The sequence below is a fragment of the Wolbachia endosymbiont of Ctenocephalides felis wCfeT genome, assembly GCF_012277295.1.
Classification (GTDB): Bacteria; Pseudomonadota; Alphaproteobacteria; order Rickettsiales; family Anaplasmataceae; genus Wolbachia.
The window spans coordinates 496276-514807 of the sequence record NZ_CP051156.1 but is presented as its reverse complement, the minus strand read 5'-3'; the positions used below and the strand labels follow the sequence as shown (position 1 = coordinate 514807).

Sequence of the window (18532 nt, the reverse complement as noted above, 5' to 3'; positions counted from 1 at the left end):
ATCCATTCAGCCGGGCGGTAAAATAAAGAGTAGACAAGGAATGCTAAAAAGGTAAACTAGAGTGGCTGTGAGGTAATATGGTTGATCTTTTAGAATTTTGCGAAAGTTTAAGCAGACTATAGAAAAGTTAGAAACAAAAATAGAAGAGCTTAAAGCAGAAAATAAAGCGCTAAGGATCGAAAACGCTGAGTTAAAAGAAAGGCTTGGCTTAAGTTCAAAAAATTCATCTATACCAAGCTCCAAAGAATTATATAAGATGAGGGAAAATAAGCCAAAAAGTGACAGGAAAGTAGGAGCACAGGTTGGACATAAAGGCAGTTACCGCCCTAAAATGGAGGCAGATGAGATGGTAAAAATAGAACTGCCCAATACGTGTGAGTGCGGAGGAGAAATTGCGGTATCAAAAGATCCGTATACTCATCAAAAGGTCGATTTGCCGCAAATCAAGCCGTATGTAGTTGAATATCAACTACAGCATGGACATTGCAAAAGATGTGGAAAAAGAAAAAGTAGCAAGCTACAAGAAGGAGTAACTGCGGACACATTTGGTCCAAGAGTTAAGTCAGTAATTACAGCATTAAGTGGATTTTACAAGAATTCGAAAAAAGAAGTGGCAAATATTATAAAGGACATTTTCAACCTGGATATCAGCGTCGGTAGTGTATCAAATAGCGAGGCTAGAGTGGCAGAAAAATGCCAAGAAGCATATGAGCAAATTGAGGAAGAGGTAAGCAAGAGCAAAATTTTACATATCGATGAAACTAGCCATTACAACAAAGGTAAACAGGGCTGGTGCTGGATGTTTGCGAGCAAAATAGGGAGTGTGATCAAATTGACAGAGTCAAGAGGGATGAAAGTCCTGGAAAATAGTAAATTTGGAAAGAATAACAACCTAGTAGTGACCGACAGATATGCAGCTTACAACTACTTTTCCAGCAAGAAAAGGCAGGTCTGTTGGGCACATTTAGCAAGAGATTTTGAAAGGTTGTCTCATAGTTGGAATAGCGAAGTGAAAGTTTTGGGGTATTATTTAAGGAATGTTGCTACTGAATTATTTGCATTGAAAAAAGCTCTGTTAAAGGATGAAATAGACACATTAAGGTTCATAAGAAGAGCAAGAAAATTACGCAAGCGAACGAGATATTACTTAAAGAATATATCAAATTTACCCGAGGCAATTGGAGCGTCTCGAGTAGCAAAAAATATCATGAAATCGGATCTGATGATGTGGAAATTTTTGGACGATCCAGAAAATATTCCACTGACAAACAACTATGCTGAGCGACAGATTCGGCATTACGTTGTTTACCGAAAAGTTTCATATTTTACACAATCGAAACGGGGAAATATGTTTCTTGAGAGGATAATTTCATTGTACTTGACTTGGAGGCAAAAGAAGTTAAATCCTTTTCAAAACCTACTGGCTATTGCTTCTTAAGCCATACACCTGAATGGATACCTGCTTGTGTAATGGCTGGAACGGCATTTGCATTATTGAGACAAGTGTTAATAACAAGACTCATTATAGTTCCAGCCATTACACAAGCAATGAAACACACAGCACAAATTACAATAGTAGCACCAATAGGACTTGAAGCAGCACCAATAGGGTTTTAATGAAGCAGTTACTATAAAATATACTGCTGCTGACCCCGTAGCCACGCCACCTCCTACACCAATGCCAGTAATGCAGTAACTTCTATTAGTTTTTGGTTGAACAGGAGGATCATAGTAACCGTTAATTACACATTCTGGAAGCTTCTTTCTTAGTTCTAGTACATCTTTGTCACTAACTTTGGTGTGTGATAAATCAAGCCATTTAAGACCTTCAAGCTCCATGAGAGGCTCGATGTTACTAACTTCGGTGTGTGATAAATCAAGCCACCTAAGACCTTTTAGCTCCTTGAGAGGCTCGATGTTACTAACTTTGGTGCGTGACCGCATTAAGCTCCCAAAGTTTTGTACATTTAATAAGGGGGCTGATATCACTAATCTGGGTATGTGATATATTAAGCCTCCAAAGCTTTATATCATAAAGAGGGCTGATGTTACCAATCGAAGTATTTGATACATCAAGCTCCCAAAGCTTTTTAAACTGACTCAAATACTTAGCTAATTTTTTTAGATCTTCATCTCCAATCTTTTCTCCTACTAAGAAACACTTTTCTAACTTAGAAATCTCAAATTTTTCATCTTGGCACTTTATTTCAAATATCTCTCTTAAAATATTTTCTAGTGTCTTAGGTTTGTTTTCTAAAACATTTTCTTGTGTCTCATCAGATTTGTCTTTTAAAATATTTTCTAGTGTCTTATCAGGTTTGTTTTTCTTCTCTTTTAAAGATATGGAAACACCATTTATCGAACCCTTCTCATCATAAGTATAACCGTAAGCATAAACATATTCGATCATTTTACTCTCCTATTAAAAATACTATTAATAATATATAAATTTTATCTGATATTCTTACTTTTATCAAGCTTATTAACAATAATTATGGCAAATTATAGAAAAAGCAGTTATTTCCGTTTCGGAAATAACTGCTTTAGAAATATGAAAATAAACTTTGAGCTCGTAAAATGTCTCTCTTACTGCTATAATTACATTAGGTATATTAAATGTGTATGGATATTATAAGAACAATAGAAGAAAAGATTCGCAGCTCAATAAACGTAGTTAATATCGATGTGATCGATGAATCTACAAGACATGCAGGTCATCATTTTACTTCATCTGCATCATCTTCGCATATAAAACTGATATTAATATCTGATGATTTTAACGAAATGGGTACTCTAAAGAGGCATAAGTTAATCTATGATCTATTAAATAGTGAGATAGAGCTAATCCATGCAATTTCTCTTCATTTGTATACGCAAAGCGAATACAATTTGAAAAACAAGTAACGAAAACGTGAAGGAAGAGTCTTTATTAGTTAAAGCCGGAAGAAGGTTTGCAGATTACAAAGGTTCTATGAATCCACCTATTTATCACTCCTCAACTATATTATTTCCTACTTACAATGACTACTTAAGTGCAGCAAATGGGGAAAGTATATATGATGTAATAAATGATGGTGTTGCAAGAGATTACAGTTATAGCAATGTGGGCACTCCCACCGTTCATTATTTTTCTAATGCACTTGCTGAAATTGAAGGTAAAGGGCAAGCGTTAATCTATCCTTCTGGACTTTTTGCGCTTACTTTTGCAATTTTAACTTTTGCTCAAGCTGGTTCACATGTTTTAATTCAAGACAATAGCTATTATCGACTTAAAAGGTTTGCTCAAAATGAGCTACTAAAAAGAGGTGTAGAAGTAACTTTTTATGATCCAACAAAAGATATATCTCATCTTATTAAGAATAATACCTCACTAATAATGATTGAAACTCCTGGTTCCGTAACGTTTGAAATTTCAAATGTAAGGCACATAGTAGAAGTTGCTAAAGAGCACAGGATAATAACAGTTTGTGACAATTCATGGGCCACTTCCTTATTATTTAAACCTCTTGATTATGGTGTTGATGTTGCACTATATGCAGTAACAAAATATATTGCAGGTCATTCAGATTTAATTATGGGAGCAATGATTGCAGAAGGTGAGGTTTTTAAGTTGCTTTATGAGAATTATAAAAATTATGGAGTAACTATTCAGTCGCAAGACTGTTATCTCGCGCATCGTGGGCTTAGAACACTGAACGCACGTATGAAGCAGCATCAGAACACGACAATGAAAGTGGTCAAGTGGTTAGAAGCACATCCGAAAATTAGAAGAGTTTTATACCCAGCACTGCCTTCTCATCCTCAGCATGAATTGTGGAAAAGTTACTTTAAAGGAGCAAACAGCGTATTTAGCATAATACTTGACAAAGAATACTCACGTGATGAACTGAGCTTTATGGTTAATTACATGAAAATTTTTAGTATTGGTGCTTCTTGGGGAGGGTGTGATAGTTTGATATTACCAATAGACCGCAAATCTATGGAAAGATCCGTCATGAGTTCAGATTTTGGTGGAAGTTGCGTAAGAATATTTTGCGGATTAGAAGATCCTGAAGATTTAATTTTTGATTTGGATGCAGCGCTGGCAAGACTGCCATCTGTAAATGTTGAAGTAGAATGTGAAGCTGAAAGAGTTATTGCGTGACATTATTGATGTTGACTTTGACTTTGAAGTTAAGGGTGTTACATGTAATCTGAGGAGAGTTAAGGAAGGCTACCTTTTTGTTTGCTTGTCAGATGAGGGCAAGAAATACTTAAGTGATGCGCTGAAAAAGGCATCTGTCATCCCAGTGTCAAAAGGATGTCATCCCAGCGCCCAGACGCTGGGATCCAGGGTTTTTAGCATAAAAACAATAGACTTCTTTGCCTACGAAAAGAGCTGGATTCCAGCGTCACGCGCTGGAATGACAGATACTCCAAGCATTGCAGTACTTGACCATCTACATCCCCAAAAGATATATAGCAAAATAGTCAGCAGGTTTTATCAATTCAAGCAGCCAAAATATGTTGCTGCAGTGACCGGTACCAATGGTAAAACCTCAGTGGTGGATTTTTGCCGCCAAATTTGGCGAAATGCTGGTTATAACGTAGCATCCGTTGGCACGCTTGGAACGTATATTAATGATGAGAAAGTGGATAGCAATAGCAACCTTACCACTCCAAGTGCAAAAGATCTTTATTCTACGTTGCGTGATATTAATGATAAGAATATAGAATACTTAGTACTGGAAGCCTCAAGCCATGGAATTGATCAGTATAGAATTCACGGATTGAAATTAAATGCTGCCGCTTTTACTAATTTGTTGCAAGATCATTTAGATTATCATGGCAATATTGATGAATATTTTAATGCTAAAAAGAGGTTATTCTCTGAGGTATTACAGGCAGAAGGAGCGGCAATTTTAAATGCTGATATAGATGGGTATAGCACCTTACTTGGAATCGCAAAGAAACATGGCAACAAAGTTATAACTTATGGAAAGATAGACTCTGACATTATTCTATTGAGACAAATACCAACGACAGATGGTCAGCATCTTACAATAAAAATTGAGGATGAGGTTCTCGACACATTCTTTCCAGTTATGGGAAAATTTCAAGCGTATAATTTGTTATGTGCAATGAGCATAGTTATTTCATCTGGAATGGATTATAGGCAAATTTGTGTGCAAAAGCTTACCTCTCCACCCGGTAGAATGGAAAAAGTAAATTCTTTTATATTTGTGGATTATGCTCACACTGCTAATGCACTGGAGCAGGCACTATTATCATTGAAATGGCATTTTAACAAAAAAATAGTTTTGGTATTTGGATGTGGTGGTAATCGTGATCAAAGTAAGCGCACAGAAATGGGCAAAATAGCGCAAGTTTATGCAGATAAGGTAATAATTACTGATGACAATCCGCGTAATGAGGATCCAGCAAAAATCCGCCATGATATTTTATCACATTGCCCTAATGCATTGGAAATAAGAGACAGAAGAGAGGCTATAAAAAAAGGCATGAGCATAGCATACAATGAAGATATGGTTCTACTGATTGCAGGTAAAGGTCATGAACAGTTTCAAATTATAGGTGATCAAGCTTTTGAATTTAGCGATGCTGAAATTACTAAGCTCTATGAATAAAATTTAGAAACCCCAGTTGCGTAAGGCCAACTTTTCTTCTTGTACAACTCATTTTTCGATAATTTTACCATCTTTACACAAATCATGCATTTTTTGGTAAGCCTTTTGAAACCCAAGAAGAGAGTAAGTATCATCAATATCTTCTTCTTTTATTTTTCCGTTGACTATTATTGATAATCCCTGCTTCATTTTTAAAATTAGGTCCTTATCCACCTCTACACGATCTGCCCAAGCAAAATTTCCTTGTATTACAGGTAACTCATATTTAACTTTTTTGTCAATATTGAGAGCAACAGGCTCGTTGTCATATCTCACACCAGAAGTGACACTTACCTCATCTGCTTTTTTGTCAACATAACTAACCATTACATAAGGCTTACGGTTGGATGTATAATGCTCACTTTTTTTCTTGGGGTAAGACACAATGTAACAAACCTTATCCCCATCTTCCAGTGCAGTATATACAAGCCAATCTTTATATTTTTCTTTTAATTGCACATCACTAACTGATGCTAAAATACCTGTAGAGAAAAGAAGTAGAAGTACAAAAAAACTACGCATATTTTAAACTTTCCGATTGTATATACTGTTTTACCTTACTCATTGCTTGTTCAGCTAGTTGTCTTATTCTTTCCCTTGAAACGCAATATTTTTTACTCAATTCTTCCAAAGTTTGAGGATTTTCAGATAAATATCTGCTAATGAAGATATCTCTTGCTCTTTCATTGAGATTTGCTAGCGCATTGTTTAAAATCGTTTCTTTCAATTCCTTTTCTTCACGCGCTTGATAAGTTGTTTCTTGGCTTACTGAATTGCATGGAATCATATCCTGTAACTCTCTAGAACCCTCACCTATTCTTACACTTTCATTTAATGACTTATCCTTACAAGATAAGCGGTAACTCATTTGCACGACATCATTTTCAGAAACAGACAGCTCATTAGCTATAGCTTTTATTTCTTCATTACTTAAAGATTCTCTGCTTGTATATTGTAAAATTCTTTTCTTGATCTTACGTAAACTGAAAAACAACTTTTTTTGTGCTTGCGTTGTACCTACTTTCACAAATGACCAAGACTTTAATACAAAGTCTTTTATTGAGGCTTTAATCCACCAAACTGCATAAGTTGAAAAGCGAAACCCTAAGTCAGGGTTAAATTTCTTTACTGCATGCATAAGACCCATATTGCCTTCCATAATCAGATCCATGAGCAATAACCCATAGTTTTTAAACTTCATTGCAATTTTTACTACCAAGTTCAAATGACTAGTAATCAACTTGTGAGCAGAAGCAATATCTTGATGTTTATGCCAATTTCTCGCTAGTTGCACCTCTTCCTCTTGTGATAGCATAGGAAATTTTTGCACCTTTGCAATATATTGCATGAGATCAGTGCTACTATCAACGTATAAGTTTGCTAACATGATAAAGAATTCTATACATATATAATATATTAATCTTTGAGAAAAAAATCAAGTCTTAATTTACAAAGCGCGCTTAGAGGGATTCGAACCCGCGACCTTTGCCTCCGGAGGGCAACGCTCTATCCAACTGAGCTACAAGCGCATGTGCCCTAAATTATCTAATAAATAAACTATTTAAGTCAAATCGAAAGAGCGTTTTTGCATATACCATATTGTTGCCAACTACAGCCCTGATACGCGTACTCAAATTTTTCTATCGACATTTCACCCCTGATCTTTTTTGTCGCTTCATTCCAGGTTAACACCTCTCCGACTTTTATCTCTAAAACTTCCATATGCCTTCTATCCAACTCTAAAACTTTGGCTTGTGTACTGCACTTACCCTGTTTTGTTTGATTTGGACAGGCACTGCATATGCTATCAAGGCTGCCTATAACTTCAATTTGAGTACTAGGATCACTAGCTATAGTACTTGCTATCTTTTTATAATTTTCCACAAAATCTTGAGAATAGCCATACCCTTTAAATGCCATGGTGCACATAAAGTGATGAGGGCAAAACGAAACTTTATCACTTTTCCAGATATTGCAGAGCTGCTACCAGAAGAAAGATTTTCACTAAACCAGGAAGGATAAAAGGTAACATTCCATCTGATATTGCTTGCCCAAGCCCTACGCAAATAGCGAGCCAACTGACACCACAAATGAAAATCACAGTTGTACTAGCGAGGCAACTTAAAGAATTGCGCATAAGCAGCCCATATTTAAATCTTAATATCTCGTTTACCCTGCTCATCACCATAATGGCAGCTAAACAACCAATTAAATACCCACCTGTTGGCCCAAGAAAAATATGATAACCACCAGAAAAATTTGCAAACACAGGAAATCCTGCTGCACCAAGTGATAAGTATGTAAGCACTGAATGAAATGCTGTTTTGCGATTAAATTTCAGCCCGATCAACATGACTCCCAGGGTCTGCAGTGTGATCGGCACAGGCTGCAGTGGTATGCTTACTTAAGCCATTAAAAATAAGAGAAAAACACAAAAAAATACTTCAATTAGTGTTGATTTATTGCTAGATTCCGTTGTAAACATACTCTCTCGCTAAGTAACTTACCAATGTTAATATATACAGATGGTTTTGCAATTTAAATTTTGCTATTATACTTTATACATTATTAGATTTAAAATGATAAGTAAAGATCTATTGGAATTAATAAAATTTAGGCATAGCGGGCGTTCATACGATTCCGCAAAGACAATATCTCAAGAAGAAATAAATGTTTTGATAGAAGCTATGAGGCTCACTCCTTCATGCTTTGGTGATGAACCATGGAGATACATAATTTGCAATAAATACAATAATCAAAGCTCGTGGGAAAAACTGCTGAATTGTCTTGATGAATCCAATCAAAAATGGGCAAAGGATGCACAGATATTAATCATATCTCTAAGTGCTAAAAATTTTCGTAAATTAAGCAGTGGAGAAAATTTCTGGGCCAAGCATGACACTGGTGCAGCAAATTATGCACTGATGTTGCAGGCTGCATCTATGGACTTAATGGCACATCAAATGGGCGGTTTTGATAAGGATAAAATAGTAAAAAACTTCAATATACCTGACGATTTTAATGTGATGTCAGTTATAGCCATTGGTTACGAAGAGGAAGGTGCTGAAATTAAAGAGAAAAAAAGAAGGCCGATAGAGGAAATATTTTTCTATGATGAATGGCCAGGTTAACTATTTTTTTCCATTAAAGTTCTCTACCATTGAGAACCACGTATCCATTCAGCCGGGCGGTAAAATAAAGAGTAGACAAGGAATGCTAAAAAGGTAAACTAGAGTGGCTGTGAGGTAATATGGTTGATCTTTTAGAATTTTGCGAAAGTTTAAGCAGACTATAGAAAAGTTAGAAACAAAAATAGAAGAGCTTAAAGCAGAAAATAAAGCGCTAAGGATCGAAAACGCTGAGTTAAAAGAAAGGCTTGGCTTAAATTCAAAAAATTCATCTATACCAAGCTCCAAAGAATTATATAAGATGAGGGAAAATAAGCCAAAAAGTGACAGGAAAGTAGGAGCACAGGTTGGACATAAAGGCAGTTACCGCCCTAAAATGGAGGCAGATGAGATGGTAAAAATAGAACTGCCCAATACGTGTGAGTGCGGAGGAGAAATTGCGGTATCAAAAGATCCGTATACTCATCAAAAGGTCGATTTGCCGGAAATCAAGCCGTATGTAGTTGAATATTAACTAGAGCATGGACGTTGCAAAAGATGTGGAAAAAGAAAAAGTAGCAAGCTACAAGAAGGAGTAACTGCGGACACATTTGGTCCAAGAGTTAAGTCAGTAATTGCAGCATTAAGTGGATTTTACAAGAATTCGAAAAAAGAAGTGGCAAATATTATAAAGGACATTTTCAACCTGGATATCAGCGTCGGTAGTGTATCAAATAGCGAGGCTAGAGTGGCAGAAAAATGCCAAGAAGCATATGAGCAAATTGAGGAAGAGGTAAGCAAGAGCAAAATTTTACATATCGATGAAACTAGCCATTACAACAAAGGTAAACAGGGCTGGTGCTGGATGTTTGCGAGCAAAATAGGAAGTGTGATCAAATTGACAGAGTCAAGAGGGATGAAAGTCCTGGAAAATAGTAAATTTGGAAAGAATAACAACCTAGTAGTGACCGACAGATATGCAGCTTACAACTACTTTTCCAGCAAGAAAAGGCAGGTCTGTTGGGCACATTTAGCAAGAGATTTTGAAAGGTTGTCTCATAGTTGGAATAGCGAAGTGAAAGTTTTGGGGTATTATTTAAGGAATGTTGCTACTGAATTATTTGCATTGAAAAAAGCTCTGTTAAAGGATGAAATAGACACATTAAGGTTCATAAGAAGAGCAAGAAAATTACGCAAGCGAACGAGATATTACTTAAAGAATATATCAAATTTACCCGAGGCAATTGGAGCGTCTCGAGTAGCAAAAAATATCATGAAATCGGATCTGATGATGTGGAAATTTTTGGACGATCCAGAAAATATTCCACTGACAAACAACTATGCTGAGTGACAGATTCGGCATTACGTTGTTTACCGAAAAGTTTCATATTTTACACAATCGAAACGGGGAAATATGTTTCTTGAGAGGATAATTTCATTGTACTTGACTTGGAGGCAAAAGAAGTTAAATCCTTTTCAAAACCTACTGGCTATTGCTTCTTAAGCCATACACCTGAATGGATACGAGAACCACAGTAGTGCTATCATCAAGTATGGTACTTATATTTCGGTCTCCTTTCTCGCTAAGCTTGATCATTCCATAGCATATACCTACTCCAACCAATGCACCAATTATTGTGGCTGTAATGGGCGCTGCAATAGAGGCATAAGGTGCAAAAAGATACAACGCTACCAGACCAGAAATTAACCCAATTACTGCACTGCTTATATAGTAATATCCATATTCAGCTTTAGGTTTTTGCAAACCTTGTGGTGAGTTTGTTGCATTATTATTACGAACTGGTGTACTCACTGAATTTAATTGTGATTTACCTTCATACGTTTGCTTAGGAAGGAATTGAGACAGCCTTGCAAGTTTCACTTGTCTGTTCTGCGTAACTTGCTGTATTTGCTCTGGAGTTAATAACTTTTTTCCGCTAAGCAAAACCTTGCTTAAATACTCCTTTTGATCCTTACTAAAATTTCCCTCAATTAATCTTTGATTAAAATGAAGGTCATTTAAGACAAATGGCAACATATCATCTGTTCCATGATTCTTTGCACAAACTAAGGCAGTTTCATAATTAATTTGCCTATGTAACTCCGCTATCTGTTTTTGTTTATCTTGTTCCTCTTCTCCTTTTCCCTTAGCCTGCACAAGCTCTGCTGAGATCTTGCCTACTTCCTTATGCATAACATCATAACCAAGCTGAACTGATATGTACTTTAAATTGCCCACGTTTTTTTGCTGACCTTCTTGCAAAATACTTTCGAATGTGTCTTGATCTATATTGTAAAGAGCTCTAAGAACTAAAAGGCTACTTGGGCAACAAAAGGTATCGTCAAATTGTAAATAATCTCTTGTGTGGTAAACATTAACATCATTTTCTTCAACATATGAGCTTATTGCTGCAACTTCATGACCATCTTCTATGTCATGTGCGTTAGGATTTGCAATCAAAATACTTTTTTTTCCGGTATGGTCATAGAAGAAAGAAATACAGATAAAATGCCCCTTTCTTCCTGGTCTGTGTGATGTAAAAAGTTCATCATCTTTTGGTATCCACCTAATATAAAATACAGGACATTTTTTTTTCATCTAGCAGTGCAAACATTGTATTGAATTCAACATTTAGCGCACCTTTTGCAAGTTCTATAAGCTCCTCTTCAAGATGTGAAGGTTCGTCTGTAGTCTTAGTAAATTCCCTTATTTCCTTAATCAGAGAAGCTAAGACAATCTACGTCATTATTACCGACAGGGTGTAATGCAATTATTGGTTTATCCTCGTTATCTTGCGAAATAATGTCAGCAAGTGCTAATATTACAGCTGTACGTTCATACGCACCACTAAAATCCATTCCAGATACTATTAAATTAGTCACCTCACACCTCCAGCAATATGCGTAATATAGTATAATACTAATGCAAGTAAATGTAAATATATTTTTGACAAATGGCTAGGTTAGTCTACTTTAACCATTCTTTACTTAACACTTCAAAAACAGAGCAAACAGTTTTTTCCTTTTTCCATTGAAAATCTTTTGTTAAAACCACAGAGTACAGCTCCTTGTTATCCTTGCTGTAGAAAGAAAATTTCCGAGTTGGTAAGTCTAAAACAGCAAAACCAAAACCGAAGAAATTGTTAACTTTTTCAGCAGTAAAGCTAGGGATGTTCTCAACATAATCAAATCCAACATCATACTGTACAGCTTTTTGATCCTGAGAATGCAATGATGATCCACCGTTACCGACTATAATTTGGGTTGGCAAGTTATTAGCCATGAAAAGAATCTGTGCGATATGCGCATGTCCTGAGATGACAACAGGTATTTTGTATTTATTAAAATAATCAATAAAAACCTTAGTATTAGCAACATTACCTTCGTATTGAAATATCAATTCCTTAGTTAAATTCCATAAAGGCTTGTGAGTCAAAAACCAAGTAGGTTTATTCTGTTGCTTAATTGGAGTAAGCTGCTTTTTTATTAACTCAGTGTTTGTATAATAGTTAAGATCAGTACTATATGCAGAATCGAAGACATAAAATTGCATGATACTCGCATCAAATGTCCAACTTTTAGTAAATTCTTTGCATGCTCCGCTTTCAAAGGGATAGGCATCTAAATATCTAAACCATCCTTTGTGTGCTCTATCACAATTTTCATGATTACCACGCATGAATAAAAACGGATATTGCGATAAAATTTCCTGTGCTGGACTGAACCACTCAGCTTCCCAGGTGGCAAAATTATCACCGTACACTTTTGCCGCATTTTTCTTCATCTTTGCATGCACATTCTCTATAATGGTAGTCACCAACATGTATGATGAGGTCAGGGTTGTGCTTTGCTACTGAGCTTAGCACTTCTTTAATGGGCCATTCTACTTGGTTATTACAGGTTTGTTGCTCAGAGCAGCTTACTCTACATCCCGTATCACCTATCATCACAATTTTATTGATTTTACTTGGCAATGTAGGAATTTTTTTACCATTAATCTTAATATCTTGTATATTTCTTGGAATTAACAATTCATAAACTTTCTCGGGAAAATTCTCGCCTTCTTCTAATGCTCGTTCTGTCATTTCGACCTTTTTGCCGTCAATACATGCAGATGGGCACTTTTCTTTACTATCTACTACAGCGCGCACACTTAGCATATCTCCAGGCATAACCTGCAACCACACTCGAGCTTCAGAAAAATCACATAACAACGTTATGAACAGTACAAAGATACTACTAGCATAAAAACCTTTAAGATGGGAAAATAAGATACTCATAATCTCAGCAAATTCAGAGGTCTATTAAGACCTCTGCTTTAGTGCCCAATACTAACGCTACTGAGAGAGTGCTGCACAGTATCTAGGTCAGATAGGCTTGATTCTGGTTTTCTGCTATCGTTCAGTGTTTTTACCATATCAATATTACCATTCTCAAGTAAGAAGTTATTTATTTTTGCAAAACGCTTTTCAACCTTGTCACTTGATGCTGCACTTGATTCCTTTAATTGTACAGGTATAGATCCAAACCAAACACACCATTTTTTGTTGCCAAGCTCTTCTTGATTTGCTTGATAAGCTTTCAAAGAAAATACTTGATTATCCTCATTACTATTACCAAAAATATAAGTAGCGCCAGTGTATTTTTGCTCAAAGCTTTTCAATTGCACAGCACGAAGGTTAGGCTTATATTGTTCCAAACAGTTACGAAAAACGTTCATACCAGTTAGTTCATTACCTTGAGAATCTTTATCTGTGCTATATGCAGAAAATAACTTCCCGCCCGCATCTAAATATTCGCGTACGATTGTTGTCCTATCAGTAACAGTTTTTAATCGTTTAGGATCATTTTCTATTTCTTTCGTTACTAATCCCTTTTCTACTTTTGCTTTTGTGAGCGAAGTAAGAGGAGTTAGCGCTTCGCTTCTTAATGGAGTGGCAGGTGTTGGCGTGTGGATTGTAGCAACAGCGCTATTAATTGTATTATCACCTAAGCACGAAGCTATTTCACTCTCAACAACTGCCTGCAGAGTTACAAATGGGCTCCTTATTTCTTCGTCTTTACCTTCAACTTTTACTTTTTGACTTTTTCTAACGTCGTGCCAGAGTTCCTCTAAGCCTATGATTTCTTTATTCTGATTAATTTTACCAATTATTTCCTTTACATCTTTTTCAAAAGCTTCAACCAGTGATTGTGCTATCTTTTCTGATAGCAAATTACCGTCAAGTATTTCAAAACTGCTATCACTTACGCTTGACTTTTTATGGGTATTACTTCCAAGTACTTCAAAACTACTACCGCTAATGCTTGATTTTTTACTGCCTCTCAGCATATCAACCCCCTATTATAAAACTATAATAAAATTATGTAATGTAATTATAATATTCTAAAATTAACATGCAATTATAATTAATACTAGAAGTGATATCTGTTCAGAGGTGTAGTTAAAATACAAGTTTGCGGGGTTTAAGTGTGTCTGTTTTCTCTTTAAGATTTGTGTAACATTAAAAAATTGACCAGATTATGCCATATTTAACCTGCTTTATCTCAACAATTTTATTTATTTAACTATTTTTTACCACACCTTTGAGTAGATACGGGCTGAATGGATACAAAGGTGTTACTTACTGTTTAATAAACTGACTACTGTGCAGTAAAGCCATTCCAGCGTTATGCGCTGGAATGTACAAGAAAAAGACTAGGCGAAATTAAATGTTACTCCAACCTCTGCACCAATAGTGCTGTAGAGAACTTTTACTCCTTTGTCATTTGCAGCTGCCTTATCAAAGTTAGCGCCGTAAGCACCAAAATAACGAGCACCAGCAAAAAGCTTAAATTCCGGGCTCACGTCATAGCTAACACCAGCTTTTGCTTGGTAAGCAAAACCAAACCCAGAATCTTTATCACCACTCACTGCTGTTTTTAAAGGATTGTTGATATACGCTGCACCAACACCAACACCAACATATGGAGTCATAGGCATGTCATCAAGCGCTAAATCATAATAAACGTTAACTAGCCCTGCGATTGCTGTTAATGAGTCATCCAAATCAACATCAGTTCCATCGCCAACAGGAGTAGCAGCAGTATTTAGCTTTTGAAAAATAACACCATCAGCCTTATTTAACTGTGAATAAAGCCCTTCAAAGTCCACTCTAAATTCATCCATTCTGTAACCAAATGCACCTCCACCAGAGATGAAAGAAGATGTATAAGCATCAGTAGTAACAGCACTGTTCTTCTTAGCTTCAAAACCGTCAATTTTTGTTTTGTAAGGTAAAATTTCACCGTTATATTGCAAACGAACGTAGTAGCTAGACTCCTCACTGTCTACTATACCAACAGGGTCGGAATAAGCAGAGTGTGATACTGATAAGCTCAGCAACGTTGCTAAAGCAGCCGCTGAAAAAAAAATTTTATAATGCATAATTGCCCTCGTTAAAAAAAATTAAAATTTCATCCTGTGACTTTAACTAAAAATTAAAGTTCAGTCAAATCATAACACAAAATATTTGATATTTAAACTAATTTTCAGGAGAAGATAAAGACTTTATTAATGAATAAACAGCATTTCGCGATTTTCTATTCTTAATTTTTCGATACTCTCTAACTAATCCTAACATCTCTTTGCTTTCTGCATCCTCTTCACCATATTCAAAATCTTCTCCATCTTCATGCAGTGCCGCTGATGAGTTACTTGAAGAAGCAGAAATATTTGCAAAGAAATAGTCTACTGTTACACCAAGTGCAATCGCTAAATCGTGTAATCTACTTACTAGTACACGATTTATTCCCTTTTCGTATTTCTGTATTTGCTGAAAAGTAATGCCTACTTTTTTCCCTAAGTCATCCTGACTCATGCCACGTATTAGTCTTAATTCTCTTATTCTTTTCCCTACCTCTATATCTATAGGGTGGGGTATAACTTTTCCATCAACTAAATAATCAACATTCATTTTCATCACCTCTCACTGAAAATTCCAAAAAAAATATAGCTAAAAGCTATATAGACTTAAAAAGGAAGCTTAAACCCAGGTGGTAGACCCATCATTCCTGCAAGATCCGAGGTTGCATTTGCCATAGCTTCTTCTGCTTTTTTAATAGCATCATTAAATGCTGCAACAACCAGATCCTCCACTACATCCTTTTCCTCGTTTCTCATAGTCTTTTCGTCTAAACTCACTTTTTTGACTTTATAACTACCTATTTTTACTACCACCACTACAACAGAAACATCACCACCCCCAGAAACACCTTGAAATTCTTGTCCAATGTATTTACTTTGAGCTTCCGCAAGTTTTTTTTGCATTTCTTGCGCTTGTTTCATTATTTGATTAAAATCCACAACTTACTCCATATTCTCTATATTAACTACTTCTGCACCTTTAAAAGCGTCAAGTATATCCTTAACTTCAGGCACATAATTACAGCTACCAACCTGACTGTTTATAGCTTCAATCTCAACAACCCACTCCCTCTCGGTAGCTTGATTTAAGTAATTTTTTAAATTATTACAAAAATCACTGTCTAGTTTAGATACAGCTTTTAACTTTAAATACCCAGGTTTGCAACTCATTAATTTTATATTACTGCACAGTTGTTTGTAAAGATAAATTTGGTTCTTCTGTCGCAGCAGTTGTAAGATCCTGTCAAAATCATAGCTTTGCTGCCTTGGATCTCCTGATGTTACAGATATATTAGAATGTGCTGTATTATCAGATGAAACAGCAATTGGCATGGAAGATTTTTGCTGCGCATTTTGTAAAAGAACTTTTTTAACAACTTGTTCAGGAGAGGGTAAATCAGAGATGTGGCAAAGACTAATTAATATCATTTCAGCAGCAATATCGCTACACGTTGAAGCCTTTATATCTTGAATTCCCTTAAGTAATACCCTCCACAGCCGTGAAAAGAATATTAAAGACTTCTTCTCACTTAAACTTTTTATTCTACTTGTCTCATTAATTTCCTTTGTTATCGAAAAACGGCACACCGACTGGATTGTATGCAGCAAATCTTCAAAAAGATTAAGCGGATTGGTTGTTTTTGCTACTTTATCAAAGATCATTAATCCTTTCTTCAAATCACCATCTAATACTGCTTCCAACAAGTCAAATATAATGTCTTTATCTACCAAACCAAGTATGTTGGTTATATTTGCGGTGGATATTGCTCCATCTTTACTATATAGCACTGCTTGATTCATGAGGAATAAAGCATTGCGCATTGAATTTCCAGAGTGGCGTGCTATTAACTCTAATGCTTCATTTTCAATAAAATAATTTTCTTTTTGTGCAACATCTCTTAAGCGCTCTACTATCTTATCAGTAGAGATATTATGCAAATCAAACCTTTGGCAACGCGCAGTAATAGTAATTGGTATTTTTTTTATTTCTGTAGTTGCTAAAATGAACTTTACACTGGATGGTGGTTCTTCTAAGGTTTTAAGCAGCGCATTAAATGCGCTATTGGATAACATATGTACTTCATCTATAATATAAACTTTAAATTTAGAACTTATGGGCGAGTAACAGATATCCCTAAGAATCACCTTAACATCGTCAATACTAGTGTGGCTTGCTGCATCAATTTCAATAACATCTGGATGGCTTGAATTTTTTATTGCCAAGCAATTTTTACAAGATCCACAAGGCTTAAAAGTTGGTCCTTGTGAGCAATTCAAACACAAGGCTATTATCCTTGCAGTTGTGGTTTTACCAACCCCACTGCTGCCCGAAAGCAATATAGCTTGTGGTATTTTATTTAGAGAAAAAGCATTCTCTAGTATACGCACCAACACATCTTGACCTATTAAATCTTTAAAATTATTGGGACGATATTTTAATGCTATGTTCATAGCTTAAGATAAAAAATAAAGAATAGGTATGCAACCCAAAAAGATTCTGATGTGGCTGCTTCATTTCTGATCTGACCAAGTTACAGAGTTTTTGCCTGCATACCTTATAAAATATATACTTTATTTTTTTGTTTGGCAAGCTACATTAGGTTTTACAGGTTATGCATGTATGATTTTATATTACTTTTCTCTTTGTCCGTTCTCGCGAAAGGTTAGAGCTCTTCTTAAGGAAAAAAAATTGGACTGTGAACTAGTACACGAAAATCCATGGGAAAAGCGTTCGGAATTCATGAAAATTAATACAACAGGTCAGATACCAGTGTTGATAGACAACAATTCTACTATAGTAGACAGCAGCGCTATCTGCGAGTATCTAGAAGAAACTTACAATAGTGGTGTTAGGTTACTTGATTCATCCGCCATAACCAAATCTAAAATACGTGCTTTAATTAACTGGTTTGATAATAAATTTTACAATGAAGTTACTAAGTATATTATGAATGAGAAAGTAATAATTAACCGCAGTCCTGATTCCAGGTTTCTTCATGCTGCTCAACATAATCTATCCTGCCATATAGAGTACATTGAGTACTTAATTAATAAAAACGGTTGGCTTGCAACCGATAAATTCACTTTAGCTGATATTACCCTGGCATCGCATATTTCCGTAATGGATTATGCAAATAGCTTTCCTTGGGAGAGAAGTAACATTCTAAAGGAATGGTATTCTATTGTAAAATCAAGACCTTGCTTCCGCGAAATATTGTTGGAAAGAATTCCTGGTTTAACTCCTCCAAAGCATTATGCTGACTTGGACTTTTGAAGACTCTTGCATAACGTAATTTTGTCCACAGAGTTTAGCTTGCTTACTTTGATATAACCGTATCCATTCAGGTGTATGG

At 35.7% G+C, this 18532-nt stretch carries 20 protein-coding genes, 1 tRNA gene, 1 other RNA gene and 2 pseudogenes; 8 read left to right on the top strand and 16 right to left on the bottom strand.

Annotated elements, in window-relative coordinates; genetic code table 11:
* Positions 1-77 precede the first annotated feature (77 nt).
* Positions 78-1438: pseudogene (gene tnpC / locus HF197_RS02515) on the top strand (IS66 family transposase).
* On the top strand, positions 1384-1617 hold the full coding sequence (locus tag HF197_RS02510; RefSeq protein ID WP_168464144.1) for a hypothetical protein: 234 nt from the start codon (positions 1384-1386) through the stop codon (positions 1615-1617). Before tnpC (HF197_RS02515) ends, HF197_RS02510 begins: the two are co-directional and overlap by 55 nt.
* Before the next feature lie 304 nt (positions 1618-1921).
* Here the strand turns inward: HF197_RS02510 and HF197_RS02505 are convergent, their stop codons facing one another.
* Positions 1922-2410: a hypothetical protein gene (locus HF197_RS02505; protein WP_168464143.1), complete on the bottom strand. Its 489-nt coding sequence runs from the start codon at positions 2408-2410 to the stop codon at positions 1922-1924.
* Positions 2411-2622: 212 nt separating this feature from the next.
* Between HF197_RS02505 and HF197_RS02500 the strand changes: the two genes are divergently transcribed.
* From HF197_RS02500 to HF197_RS02490, 3 genes are read left to right on the top strand one after another with little or no spacing between them, the layout of a single operon-like run.
* Positions 2623-2904 (top strand): BolA family protein, encoded by a 282-nt coding sequence (locus tag HF197_RS02500; RefSeq protein WP_168464142.1) that lies wholly within the window; start codon positions 2623-2625, stop codon positions 2902-2904.
* Positions 2905-2911: 7 nt separating this feature from the next.
* The gene (locus HF197_RS02495; RefSeq protein WP_168464141.1) at positions 2912-4144 is read left to right on the top strand and encodes a trans-sulfuration enzyme family protein; all 1233 of its coding nucleotides are present in this window, start codon (positions 2912-2914) and stop codon (positions 4142-4144) included.
* Entirely contained in the window at positions 4119-5627 is a 1509-nt protein-coding gene (locus HF197_RS02490; RefSeq protein ID WP_168464140.1) for a UDP-N-acetylmuramoyl-L-alanyl-D-glutamate--2,6-diaminopimelate ligase, read from the top strand. The genes HF197_RS02495 and HF197_RS02490 overlap by 26 nt, the downstream gene beginning before the upstream one ends.
* 48 nt (positions 5628-5675) lie before the next feature.
* Here HF197_RS02490 and HF197_RS02485 read toward each other — a convergent pair whose 3' ends face one another.
* The 5 genes from HF197_RS02485 to HF197_RS02465 all read right to left on the bottom strand — a co-directional run bounded on the left by HF197_RS02485 (position 5676) and on the right by HF197_RS02465 (position 8049).
* Positions 5676-6188 carry an invasion associated locus B family protein gene (locus HF197_RS02485; protein ID WP_168464139.1) on the bottom strand — a complete coding sequence of 171 codons (513 nt, stop codon included), beginning with the start codon at positions 6186-6188 and terminating at the stop codon, positions 5676-5678.
* Positions 6181-7053: an RNA polymerase sigma factor RpoH gene (gene rpoH / locus HF197_RS02480; RefSeq protein ID WP_168464138.1), complete on the bottom strand. Its 873-nt coding sequence runs from the start codon at positions 7051-7053 to the stop codon at positions 6181-6183. The genes HF197_RS02485 and rpoH overlap by 8 nt, the downstream gene beginning before the upstream one ends.
* 68 nt (positions 7054-7121) lie before the next feature.
* Positions 7122-7195: transfer RNA gene (locus tag HF197_RS02475), tRNA-Arg, on the bottom strand.
* 37 nt (positions 7196-7232) lie between these two features.
* Positions 7233-7595 carry a DUF1284 domain-containing protein gene (locus HF197_RS02470; protein ID WP_168464137.1) on the bottom strand — a complete coding sequence of 121 codons (363 nt, stop codon included), beginning with the start codon at positions 7593-7595 and terminating at the stop codon, positions 7233-7235.
* Between the two features lie 28 nt (positions 7596-7623).
* Positions 7624-8049, bottom strand: coding sequence for a biotin transporter BioY (locus tag HF197_RS02465; RefSeq protein WP_369800014.1), 426 nt, complete (start codon positions 8047-8049; stop codon positions 7624-7626).
* 196 nt (positions 8050-8245) lie between these two features.
* Between HF197_RS02465 and HF197_RS02460 the strand changes: the two genes are divergently transcribed.
* Entirely contained in the window at positions 8246-8797 is a 552-nt protein-coding gene (locus HF197_RS02460; RefSeq protein WP_174855534.1) for a nitroreductase family protein, read from the top strand.
* 119 nt (positions 8798-8916) lie between these two features.
* Positions 8917-10277, top strand: a pseudogene (gene tnpC, locus HF197_RS02455) (IS66 family transposase).
* Here tnpC (HF197_RS02455) and HF197_RS02450 read toward each other — a convergent pair.
* The 10 genes from HF197_RS02450 to ffs form a co-directional block, all read right to left on the bottom strand.
* A complete protein-coding gene (locus HF197_RS02450) occupies positions 10257-11372 on the bottom strand; it encodes a hypothetical protein (protein ID WP_168464136.1) in 1116 nt (371 codons plus the stop codon). The pseudogene tnpC (HF197_RS02455) and the gene HF197_RS02450 sit on opposite strands and share 21 nt — an antisense overlap.
* Before the next feature lie 116 nt (positions 11373-11488).
* A complete protein-coding gene (locus HF197_RS02445) occupies positions 11489-11656 on the bottom strand; it encodes a hypothetical protein (RefSeq protein ID WP_168464135.1) in 168 nt (55 codons plus the stop codon).
* Between the two features lie 85 nt (positions 11657-11741).
* Positions 11742-12536 carry a metallophosphoesterase family protein gene (locus tag HF197_RS02440; RefSeq protein WP_168464134.1) on the bottom strand — a complete coding sequence of 265 codons (795 nt, stop codon included), beginning with the start codon at positions 12534-12536 and terminating at the stop codon, positions 11742-11744.
* Positions 12526-12945 (bottom strand): hypothetical protein, encoded by a 420-nt coding sequence (locus tag HF197_RS02435; RefSeq protein ID WP_168464133.1) that lies wholly within the window; start codon positions 12943-12945, stop codon positions 12526-12528. Before HF197_RS02435 ends, HF197_RS02440 begins: the two co-directional genes overlap by 11 nt.
* 146 nt (positions 12946-13091) lie before the next feature.
* The gene (locus HF197_RS02430) at positions 13092-14105 is read right to left on the bottom strand and encodes a hypothetical protein (protein ID WP_168464132.1); all 1014 of its coding nucleotides are present in this window, start codon (positions 14103-14105) and stop codon (positions 13092-13094) included.
* A 366-nt stretch (positions 14106-14471) separates the two neighbouring features.
* Positions 14472-15200, bottom strand: coding sequence for an acyloxyacyl hydrolase (locus tag HF197_RS02425; protein ID WP_168464131.1), 729 nt, complete (start codon positions 15198-15200; stop codon positions 14472-14474).
* Between the two features lie 97 nt (positions 15201-15297).
* Positions 15298-15729, bottom strand: coding sequence for a helix-turn-helix domain-containing protein (locus tag HF197_RS02420; RefSeq protein WP_168464130.1), 432 nt, complete (start codon positions 15727-15729; stop codon positions 15298-15300).
* A gap of 56 nt (positions 15730-15785) precedes the next feature.
* Positions 15786-16100, bottom strand: a complete 315-nt coding sequence (locus HF197_RS02415) for a YbaB/EbfC family nucleoid-associated protein (RefSeq protein ID WP_174855533.1) — start codon at positions 16098-16100, stop codon at positions 15786-15788.
* Positions 16101-16121: 21 nt separating this feature from the next.
* A complete protein-coding gene (dnaX, locus tag HF197_RS02410; RefSeq protein ID WP_168464128.1) occupies positions 16122-17630 on the bottom strand; it encodes a DNA polymerase III subunit gamma/tau in 1509 nt (502 codons plus the stop codon).
* A gap of 12 nt (positions 17631-17642) precedes the next feature.
* Positions 17643-17742, bottom strand: an RNA gene (ffs, locus tag HF197_RS02405) — signal recognition particle sRNA small type.
* 57 nt (positions 17743-17799) lie between these two features.
* Between ffs and HF197_RS02400 the strand changes: the two genes are divergently transcribed.
* Positions 17800-18453 (top strand): glutathione S-transferase family protein, encoded by a 654-nt coding sequence (locus HF197_RS02400; protein WP_168464127.1) that lies wholly within the window; start codon positions 17800-17802, stop codon positions 18451-18453.
* Positions 18454-18532: the final 79 nt, after the last annotated feature.